Source organism: Prevotella aurantiaca (assembly GCF_015262605.1).
Taxonomy (GTDB): domain Bacteria; phylum Bacteroidota; class Bacteroidia; order Bacteroidales; family Bacteroidaceae; genus Prevotella; species Prevotella aurantiaca.
Genome location: NZ_JABZSJ010000030.1, coordinates 19,859 through 30,974, shown reverse-complemented (window position 1 = coordinate 30,974; position 11,116 = coordinate 19,859). Strand labels below are relative to the sequence as shown.

Annotated in this window: 4 protein-coding genes; 2 read left to right on the top strand and 2 right to left on the bottom strand. The window is 39.2% G+C overall.

The window, feature by feature from the left end; all coding sequences use genetic code 11:
* Positions 1–456: 456 nt before the first annotated feature.
* Positions 457–2,649: a leucine-rich repeat protein gene (locus tag HXN26_RS06620; protein WP_273159770.1), complete on the bottom strand. Its 2,193-nt coding sequence runs from the start codon at positions 2,647–2,649 to the stop codon at positions 457–459.
* A gap of 293 nt (positions 2,650–2,942) precedes the next feature.
* Positions 2,943–7,394: a choice-of-anchor J domain-containing protein gene (locus HXN26_RS06615; RefSeq protein ID WP_273159768.1), complete on the bottom strand. Its 4,452-nt coding sequence runs from the start codon at positions 7,392–7,394 to the stop codon at positions 2,943–2,945.
* 354 nt (positions 7,395–7,748) lie between these two features.
* On the opposite strand from HXN26_RS06615, the gene HXN26_RS06610 reads away from it, so the two are divergent.
* Together HXN26_RS06610 and HXN26_RS06605 are read left to right on the top strand one after the other, a co-directional pair.
* Complete coding sequence (locus tag HXN26_RS06610; RefSeq protein ID WP_273159766.1) at positions 7,749–8,483, top strand: winged helix-turn-helix domain-containing protein; 735 nt, start codon at positions 7,749–7,751, stop codon at positions 8,481–8,483.
* 439 nt (positions 8,484–8,922) lie between these two features.
* Positions 8,923–11,046 (top strand): TonB-dependent receptor, encoded by a 2,124-nt coding sequence (locus HXN26_RS06605; protein ID WP_273159764.1) that lies wholly within the window; start codon positions 8,923–8,925, stop codon positions 11,044–11,046.
* The last annotated feature ends 70 nt before the right edge of the window (positions 11,047–11,116 follow it).

Below are 11,116 nucleotides of genomic sequence, written 5' to 3'. Positions count from 1 at the left end.
CTTGCAGATATAAGCAAATAATTTACAGGATAATATACTATGAATCAGGAGAATAGTAGATTTTTAAGAGAGGGCTAAACAGCTTAAAATCAATATGATAGAGAGGTCCAAAAATTTATAATTAAAAAAATAAAATTTATAATTATAAATTTTGAAATTATAATTAAAGTTTTGAGCGATTATAATTATAAATTTTCTTCATAGTAATTCTCTTCCTTGAAAGTTATAGTCCACCTCTTGATAATTTGAGAATATTTCCTCATTATAGTAAAAGAAATTATGAAACTTAAGCTCAAAGTGCATTAGATAATTTTGGATTTTCTTCCCTCCTTCGTATACTCATTAAAAAATACTGAACATAAAGAGCCAACCTCTGAAACAAAAGGTTGGCTCGCATCTATAAAACATGCTTCTCTATACGTCCATCTTTTATTATATAGATGGACTTCTTTCTTATTATTTAGTTGTAACTATGACTTTTATTGTAGTGTTTGCCCACTTCACAAAATATACGCCTGCGCCTTGTGCGACGAGTTTTGCTACACTATTTTTACTTATTGTTTTATCAACAAGCATGCCATTTGCAGCATAGAGCATTATAGTTTCGCTATTGGCAATACCTTCCACGTTTATCGTGTTATGAACAACGTAAGTCTTAATATTATCTTCTGCAGATGTTGTGTTGATTCCTGTTGCATCAGTTCCGTTATAAGGCTTTGGTGCACTTGAACCATATTCTTCAATATCTATTGCAAAAACAGGCCAATTCTTATCTTTGGCAATTTTTACATCGCTTACCAGTGCCAAATTCTTTTCGAGTGCGCCCGTTATTTCTGTTACATAGAGTCCTTGCAAATTTAGTCCTCCATAGTCGTCCCATTCGTCTGAACCATAAGCAATATATACAGGTAGTGCTTTCATAAACTCTGTCATGCTTGTACCTTTAATATTATTGCGTTGCATTTCTATATGTCGTAAACTTGATTGTGGTGCTAACTTTATCTCAGATATTGCGTTGTTATAACAATTAACTTGTTCTACCTTTGGGTTTTTGCTAAGGTCAAGTGTACCTTCAATAAGATTATCTCGACAGATTAACGAGGTGAGCAATGGGTTCTGGCTGAAATCGAGTTGTTTTATCTTATTGCCATAACAACTAAAATCAGCGAGTGCAGGCAGAGATTTAAGGTTTACTTCCGCTAATTCCTTATTATTACCACAATAAAGTGTTGCTAATACTGGCACGTAGTTCGCTTCCAGTTTTGTAAGTTCATTATCGTCGCAGTAGATTTCTCGTAATTGTGGTTGATTGGCAATAAGAATTGAAGATAGTCTGTTGCTACTACAATCTATCTTCGTAATTTTTCCGTAAAGCGTTACTTCGGTATCGGTAAGGATCAATTGGTCTTGAGCGTTGTACGATGCACCTTTTATTCTAATTTCTTCACCTTCTTTTGCGCCAACTTTCAATGATAGGACGTCGCCCACAGCCCTATTGGTTTTAAAAACAATTGTATTAGGTTCTGTACTTTCCTCATTGATACCTAAAAAGTTTTCGTTCCACTCTTCGTTTGCTTCGTAACTAGCCTTTGATCCAAAAGGAACATACAGGTAAGCTGTATAGTTTTTAAACATAACGCCAAATGCTCCAGTATCAGCAGCAGGTGCCTTTATAGCAGCAACGTGTAGTTCGCGTAATTTTTTGCAACCATCTATTGCGCCAACCTTCACTTCGGTAATAGTAGCTGGCCAATACATGCGTTCTAATGCCTCGGCATTGCAGCATAAACTAACAGGAATCGTTTTAACTCCTTCGTTAATATAAATATCTTTAAGGTTTACTGCACCTTCAAATATGCCTTGACAGATAGTTGTAACTGTTGGCAATGTTTTGTATAATGGCCTTTTATCTGCTAACGGATAAACAACAAGTGTAGTTTCATCAGCATTATAAAGCACGCCATCTACCAGTTTAAAGTTGGGATTATTTTCGATTTCTATCTTTGCAAGTTGCTTACAAGCAGCAAATGCAGCTTGACCAATTTTCTCTAACTTATCGTTTAGTACGACTTTCGTAATTTGTGTACCATATAAGGCATTGTCGCCTAATATTTTTAACGATTTTGGAGCAACAAATTCTGTAATTGCGGTCATATAGAGTGCATTTCTTCCTATGCTTTCCAGTTCATTTGGAAAGTTAATTTCGGCAAGAGTAGAGCAACTCATAAAGACACTTTCATTCAGTTTTTTAATAGTTTCTGGCAATATAACCTTTTTTAATTTAAGGCATTTAAAGAATGCACCATTACCTACCGATGTTATCGTTTTAGGGAATGTAAGTGTCGTTAGCGACGAATGCTTACGCAATACGTAACCAGGAAATGCTGTTGTTTCCTTTCCTTCTGCATCTACGATGGCTGCATCTAAAAGATTTAATACTTCAAGCGCACTTGCCTGTGTAAGTCCGTCAATATCGGACGAGTTAATTTTTCCAGTAACTGTAAGGTTCTTAACCGTCTTTAGGTCCTCGCCAAGTGTTGCTGACAAAGTTCCTGGTTGGGTAACATCTACAGTTTTTGTTGTTTGTGCGTTTAAAGTGCAACTAAACAATACAGATACAAGTAATGTAAATAAATAGGTTTTTCTCATAATTGTGATGTTTTAAAGGTAAATTGCGATGCATACAAAGATATAATAATCGCTAGGAAGTACCAAATTTTAATTACAAAATGTTTATCATTTGACTAAAAAATCTAACATACTAATATTATTTTGAAAGTATATTTAGCAAAGTAGATTATCACAACAGCAGTCGTTTGACCTTCTAACAAATATTAGAACTGTATAAAAACAAAGGACTGACCCTTAAGAAAGAGCCAGTCCTTAATTAGTAGGATTCACATAAAATATATGTTGTATCTATTGAATCCTTTATAGAATACTTATTTTATAATGCACTTACGATTATTAATAATGTAGATGCCTGGACGCAAATTGCGAAGGCTTTCAGATTTCTTGCGAACCAAAATGCCATCGAGAGTGTAAACATCGTAAGCAATGGTTTCATTACGATTGATTGTTTCAATATCGTTTGAAACTTCTATGCTTACTGGAGCAGACTCTGAACCATCAAAATATACAGCTGTAATGCTATAATCGCGGATAACATCTGTATTGTCTACCATATCTGTGAAGCTTGTTTCAGCAGTATTGCCTTTGAATTCTTTATTGCAATAAACATTGTAGCTTGATAGGATATTACCAGTTTCATAGCTTGCATCGTCAATCATAAAGATAGAGGCTTGCTCCTTAGAAGTATTCTGATGAATTGCAAAATAGCGGGTTCCAGCTGGCAACTTAACAGTAACTTCTGTCCACTTAGCAGATTCTTGTACGTGGGTTTCACCAATCTTTACGAAGTTCAAAGTATCAGTATCAACCGATGAAGCCAATACATCGAAGGTCTCACGACCTGTGCTTTGCGACTTAATATTGTTTACCCAGAAGCGAATAGTTTGTTCCTTTCCAGAAAGCAATGGACTAATCAACCAGTTGTCAGCGTTTACATATTCTGTTCCACTCTTATTGAATTGATAAATAGCAACAGCTGCTCGTTTTCCAGAATGAGGTGCCAAACCTTGACCAGTACCAAAGGCATCGCTTGGTTGCCAATTCATAAATGCAAACTTTTCGTCTTGATGTGGATATGTTCCTTTCTCTGAAAGAGCACCTGCATAGCCGTGGTCAGCATCAATAGTTGTCCAGTCTCCAAATGTAGTAGACCATGCATCGTAACTTTCAAAGTCGTCTTCTATAACATTTGTTTCAATGTATGGAGCCTTCCAAGTAAGCTTAACCTTGTTATCTCCTGCTGATCCTGCCTTAACATCGCTTGGACCTGCAAGTTTCGCAGCTATCAATTTAACTGTCGAATTGGTTGTGTTGTTATTGGTTTCAAGGTCGTTTGCCATCTCTACTCTGGCCTCAATATTCATTTCTTGCGACTCGTCTAAAGAAGTTGTCTTTACTGCTACAGGAATCTTTACTTGTTGCATCAACAACAAATCTTCGTCGATTGTAGAAGTATGAACTTCCTTGTTATTAGCTGTTACAATCAGTTTTGAGCCACGGATATTATCAAGACCTACGTTTGTAACTCTAATATCAAGATTGATAGACTGGCCTTTCTTAACGCTTTCTACAGTGTTCATTGAGATAGAAGCATCTTTTTGGAATGGGTCTATAACGTTGATATTATCGAAATAGATAGGAGTTGATTCAAGAGAAGCAGTTGCAGCACCACGGATTCGTACTCGGAAATACTCCTGACTGAGAAGTTCTGATGGTAAATCAAGAATTACATGGTTCCACTTTGCAGCTCCTGCAGGCATAGTAGAGAAGTCAGATGTCCAGAAGTCCATGGTTGAACCATCTTTCTTTACTAACTCTATACCCAAAGAGCCCTTAGCTCCTGGCTGTGCATAATAGTCGAAAAGAAGTTTTGGTGATGTTGCGCCTTGCATACTAATCTTACCTGTAACAATAGCAGCTGTTCCTGGTCTTGAAGGACGGAAAGCTATCGCTCCACCATCGTTATCGATTGTTTTGTCGTTTGTAATATCCCAAGATATTTCCTTATTAGGACGCTCAATAGCGAAGAATTGGCCTTCGAGTGTTAGATCTTTAAAGCTATTATGGAATGGAAGAAGGTATGGCGCACCTACAACAATAGCACCTACACCATATAAACTTGAGCCCATTGAAGTGTTAGCATTAACTGCCCACTGCTTATAATCTTGTGTTCCTTCGTTGTTTTGAAGTCCGTTTACAAGGTATTCGGTGCCTCCTTGAACTGAACCAATCTTCTCTCCGACAGCTCCAGCCTCTGTTACATTATATACATCGTACCTTACTTCCGATGGAATAATAACTCCACCGTTAGCACCCTTCACTGGTTGCCATGTTATTTTTGCTGATGTTGTTTGGTCAACTACACGCACTGATGGTACATCTGGCTTATCAATACCAACGCATACCTTAACAACAGCACGTTCACCAGGCTCTTCTCCGTTAAAAGCAACAACAGAATATTCGCTAACACCCATTGTTGCCTTATCGTCGGTTGCGGTAATAGTTGCGCCAACAGCAGGATTTGCGATGGTTTTAATGATGTAATTACCCTTACGAATCTCAACTTTCGAGATAGAAGACAATGCATCACCACTTGTTGTTTTGGTTGGAGTTTTAAATGTAAAGATAGCTTTGAGCGTTCCAGTTTGGTCTGGTGTAGCCTTCAAATTGGTTACAGCTGCAGGTCTTGAAGCTTCTGTTGATTCGATAAAGAGCGAATCCATATAGAGGAAATAGGTCTCTGCATCAGAAATTGCATGGAATCCGAAATGATAATCTCCATCTGTTGTTGGAGAGAAAGTATTGCTATAAGACTGATAAGCTATTGATTTCAAATCGGTAGGTGCAATAAGTTCATTGGTCATATTGGCTGCTTTATTGCCATTACCCCATTTAACTTCAATGCGTTCTGGGTAGTTTGCTAGTCCCGCACGTGCTCGGAAGCTAAGCTTATAGTTCTTTCCTGCCTTAAGATGGATAGGAGGTGTGATGAGCCAGTCGTCTCCTTTGACGCTACTATGCTTATAGAAGAAGCAGTTAGTGCTACCGCTTAGCCACTTCCAAGTAAGTCCATCGAAGTTAGAATCGATGATAGTGTAAAGCTCAGAGTCTGCTTCTGTTAGGAAGTCGTCGAAGTATGGCACTTGGAAAGCAGTTCCGACAGCCTGTCCGTTACTCAATGCGAGTGTACTTTCGTGCTTTTCATTCTTTGCACGAATAGCATATCTGTACTTCTTCAGAAGGTCTGATGGAATAGTTTCTGTATAGGTTGTTCCTGTAAAATCAGTTGCAACAAGAGCTGTATCGCCGTCTGCAACCTTATAAATATCATACTTCAGCGAACCAAGGAAGCCGTTATGTACACCCTTAGAAGGCGCATTCCAAGTAATTGTTGCAAGGTTAGCAGCATCAATATTAAGCTTTACGTTCTTCACTGGTAATGGTGTATCGAAACCAACGTAAGCTTCTTTCTTTACCTTCGGACTTGGACCGACAATGTTGCTTACTGTTACTGCAATCTTATTGATACCTTCTGGCAGTGTAACAGTGGTTTCGCACATATCTCCAGCCTGCACTGTTCCCGTCGCAACTTCTTTCTTATTGCTTGTTATATTATATGTAAGAGTTCCGTCCAACGACTTTCCAGCGAAGGTTTCGTCAGGTGCGCGGAACTTAATTTTACCTGTTAGCGATGCTCCAACAAATTCGTAAGAGAGGCTTTTCACCTTATCTGGTGCTCCGTCAGCAGCCTTGGGTGCAGGTATTGTAAGTGCCATTACGTTGGTATTACCCATAGGACTAACTTGCGTAACGTGTCCGTCTGCCAAATCAACGGTATACAACATTGACAAGCCTGTAGAGTCTACAGATGCCCAATAGAACTCATCGGTACGCGGATCTATCTCTCCACTCTGGAAATAAGCGTTTCCGTCGTGGCGTGCTACTTGTATTCCTGTAGAGCCTTTGAGCGTTTCCTTACCATTAGAACGGTCGATATGATAGAAGTTACCATCGGTAGCTACACCATAAGCCTCGCCATCGCTCGTTATTCCCATGGCTACATATTGGTGTGCCGATTGCCCTACGGTTGTTCTGGTCATGGTCTGATAGTCTATAACACCAAACTCTCTGCGAGTTAAATCAGAGTTATAGAACTGACCAAACACCTCTCCAGTGCGTGGGTCGTTGGCTGTTTCGGTTGCTACTACACGGTAGTCTCTAATTACTTCTGGCTCGCCTAACATCTCCCATGTACGGGTATCGTAAGCAAAGTGAACCACAAGAAGGATTCCCCAACCTGAGTATGTTGTATCAAGATAGATACCATGCAACTGCTCAGCGTCTTCAACGAGTCCGCTACCTGCATTGAAATACCCCTTATCATAGCCTGCTAAAGGAGTGAACGAGATGGTTTGTGTAGGATTGAACCAGCAGATTCCCACGAAGTTATTAGACAAAATGTTTGCCCACAGCTCTAAATTAGGCAATACCGAAAGCTGTCCGTTATTGAACTTCGGTGTTACCAACATTCTTCCGTCTACCACTTCGCGCAGCAAAGACGACTTTGACTGAGGAAGCATCATTTGGTTTAACAACGGGAACGTCTTGACTTCTTTGAACTTTACGTCCTGTTTTTTTACTCCTGGCAGCGACTTTTCGAATTGGAAAGTCGCCTCTGTTTTCGGCAATGTCTGTGCCGATACCGATAAAGCCATTGTGCTTGCAAAGGCTAAAGCGGTAAGAAAGTGCTTTTTTCTTTTCATGTTGTGTTAGGATAAATTATAAATTCAGGATATTTGTAGCGAACTACAATGTTATCATCTGCCAGCTATTACGTTGGCTAAACAGCGAGATGAGTCTCTTTAAGTGTACTGGTTTGTATGTGTAACAACAGGTACAATTCGTGTAAATAGATAAGTTTTTCTCATTATGTCTTATTTTATGTGATGCTTCAAAGGTTATTTCCGGTGCTTGCAAAGATATAATATTCATTATTAAGCACCAAATTAAAATAATAAAAAGTTTATTATTCTTCAAAAAAAATAATATTATCACATAACAATATAGTATTTAAAAATATTTTGTATCTTTGCTTTGACAATCAGAAAATCGAGCTTATGAAACCTTATACAGCTGTTATTGTGTTTCTAACATTGGTCTTATCATCGGTATTAACAAGTATAAATAGTTACAATCGTACGAAAAATATGATTGTAAATGATATGAATCAGGCATTAGAACTAACGGTTTCCAAACAGCAGGAAGCATGGATAACGCCCGATACTATTATGAACTATCGGCAAAACCTTAAGATTGAGGTGCTTCGCAACGAGTCGTTCGTTACTTATGCACTTGCTAATACGCCAAAAGTAATATGCAGTAAGCCTATGAAATGGATAGGATACAACAACAGAAACGTTGTTCTCCAGTCGTATGCCACCTGTTCTGCCCTCACCATCTACGGCCTTTCCAACCAGCGTTCTGCTGCTTTGCTCTTACTTTTATCCCTCGTTTGGCTTACTAGTTCGGTTTATTGGCTGCGCAAACGTAGGTTAGGCACACTCGTATTAAGTAGTTTAATTTATTCAAACGATAGGCATATGTTCTACAACCTAAAGCAAATGCCTGTTCCTTTCACCCCTATGCAACAGCAACTCATGCAGCTTTTCGTTGCTTCTGCCGACTATCGGTTGTCTAAACAAACTATTTGCGATGCACTTTGGCCTAAGAAACCCGATGCTACCGAAACGCTTTACACACTTATTCGACGCATTAAGCCTGTGCTGCAAAAGTATGGCGGATTGAACATCGTTACCGAACGAGGTGGCGATTATCGTTTGGAAAAACAGTAAGAAAAACACTTCAATTTTGTAAAAATAAAAGCACAAGAAATCAATACAAACACTTTCGTACGGTAAAAGTGCCTGTTTTGCGTTGCAATATAGGCTCTTTTGCCGTGCAAAACAGGCACTTTTACAACGCAAAACAAGGGGTATTACAACACGTTGATAACAAGCTTGTTACACATCACAACTACTTTGAAAAATTATTTACATATTTATCCTATTTCCTTCGTACATAAAACAGGGCTTTAGCATCGAGTTTTTTTCTTCATCAAAAGGTAGAATCAGACTATGTCGGTTATGTTTCAGCAAGATGTCAGACACTTGTCAGCTTTGTTTTGCCTTACTTTTTGCCGTTCAAACTAACTTTGTCAAATAAACTATAACCGCTCGTTTGTAATGCCATGATACGACTGCAGAGGAGCGAAACTAAATTTATTCAATGACGATGAAACGATTTTTTGCTTTATTTTTAATTGCTATGACAGGGCAATATGGTTTATTTGCCTACTCTTTTTCGCTGAATACAGCGTGTTTACAGCACAATCTCACACAGAAAGAGGTTTGCGATACGGTGCAAACGGATAGGAAACAAAAGCCCGTAGAGCTGTCGGAGGTAACGATAGAGGCTGCAAGAGTGGTGCAAAAGCCTGACGGACAACTTATTTTTCCATCGCAAAAACAGCGCAATAGTTCTACTAACGGATACAGTTTGTTGGCTAAACTCAGTCTGCCTCGTATTCGTGTCGATGAGACAATGCACGCTATTACAGCATTAAGCAACAACGGCGATGTGCAAATTCGTATCAATGGCGTGGTGGCAACGAGGGCGGAGCTAACCAATATGGACCCTAAACTGGTGAAAAATATCGAATTTATCGACAATCCTGGCCTCCGTTATGGGCTGAACGTGGGCTATGTGCTGAACATTCGTACCGTAAAAAGCAAGCGAGGTGGGGCAGTTGGCATTGACATAAGCAATGCTTTAACAGCTAAAAGTAGCAATAACACTGCGTTTCTAAAACTCAATCGGGGCAATTCGGAGCTTTCGCTTTCTTATTCTTTCAATTATCAAGATTTCAAAGGCAGTAGAACTAAGGAGGTGGCTGACTATCTGTTGAACAACAACACTCGCTATCGTATCGAGCGAGCCGACTTATCGAGCCGCAACCGTTCGGTTGGAAATGAGCTTCAACTAAAGTATAGTCTTGCCGATTCGGCACTATCTTACGTATTCCAAGCCAACCTATCAAGCAACTTTAACCATCGTCCTAATGCAGATAAATCCTATCAGACTCTTACACCTGAAGGCAATTTCCTCTCGGAAAACCGCAGTTCGGAACGGAGCTTCTCGCCTATTCTCGACCTTTATTACTATCGAAAGTTGGGTAAAAGCAACAATATTACGGCCAATATGGTGGGTACGATTATCGAAACAAAGCCTAATGAATACCTAAAAGAGGTTTCACCTTATATATATAATGTAGATGGTAGAATGCGTTCGCTATACTCTGAACTTATTTACGAGCACCAGTTGCGCCCTTTCACCATATCGGTAGGTATCAATAGTACGTTGAAGTACATACGAAACGAGTACACTGGAGACGTAAAATCGTTGAACCAGATGGACTATTCCACGTTATATATGTTCACGGAAGTAAAGGGAAATTGGCAAAAACTGGGCTATGTGTTCGGTATTGGAGCTACACACGCAGGTTATAAGCAAGCAACCGACGAGTACAACTATTGGCTTTTCCGCCCTAAACTTAGCTTGAACTATTCTGTTACACAAGCTTTTTCAGTACGATATAGCTTCGAAATCTACGAACATATATCTCGTATGGCAATGATTAGTAATACTAAAGTCAGAGAGAACAGCCGCGAATGGCGTGTGGGCAACCCAAATATAGAACCAAACAAGGTTGTTCAGCAAAGCGTAAACGTCAATTATGTTAGCCAACGATTCTACAATATGATTGATTTCTTTTGGCGATTTAACACCAATCCCAATATGTCTAAATACGTTCGCAATGCCAACGACCAGTTCTACTATATGCAAGCCAACCAGAAACGCATAGAAATGTTCTGCATTTCAGATGTTTTCAACTTCAAAATCATACCCGATGTGCTCGAAACAACATTGGTCGGAGGACTCTATCGCTTCATTAACGAAGGCGACGACTATAAGCATAGCCTTACAACATTCAACTTTCAAGCCAGCATACAGGCGTACTTAGGTCGTTGGACACTTACAGCGTATGCCGATAACGGCTGGAAATTCAACGAGGGAGAAACGGTTGCGCACAACGGAAGTAATGTCTACATTGGCAGTAGCTATCGTTTGGGCGATCTACAACTATCACTTTACCTTCGAAATCCGTTTATGCAACACCATAAAGACTTACATTCGCACATATTAAATCGCTATGTAACGAAGAATATAGTACTGCGTAACCATGAGATAGGTAATCTTTTAACCTTCAATCTGTCGTGGAATTTAGAGTTTGGACATAGGAAACAGAACGATAAACAACGCAATCAACACAAGGATACCGACACAGGAATAATGTAAACAAATAGAAAATGCAGCGTTAAACATGCAGCTTTTCTTTACAATATCTATACTCGTTTTATGTAATTGT

Coding starts and splice junctions, on each gene's coding strand:
- HXN26_RS06615 (WP_273159768.1), bottom strand. CDS start 7,394: ATGAAAAGAAAAAAGCACTTTCTTACCGCTTTAGCCTTTGCAAGCACA.
- HXN26_RS06620 (WP_273159770.1), bottom strand. CDS start 2,649: ATGAGAAAAACCTATTTATTTACATTACTTGTATCTGTATTGTTTAGT.
- HXN26_RS06605 (WP_273159764.1), top strand. CDS start 8,923: ATGAAACGATTTTTTGCTTTATTTTTAATTGCTATGACAGGGCAATAT.
- HXN26_RS06610 (WP_273159766.1), top strand. CDS start 7,749: ATGAAACCTTATACAGCTGTTATTGTGTTTCTAACATTGGTCTTATCA.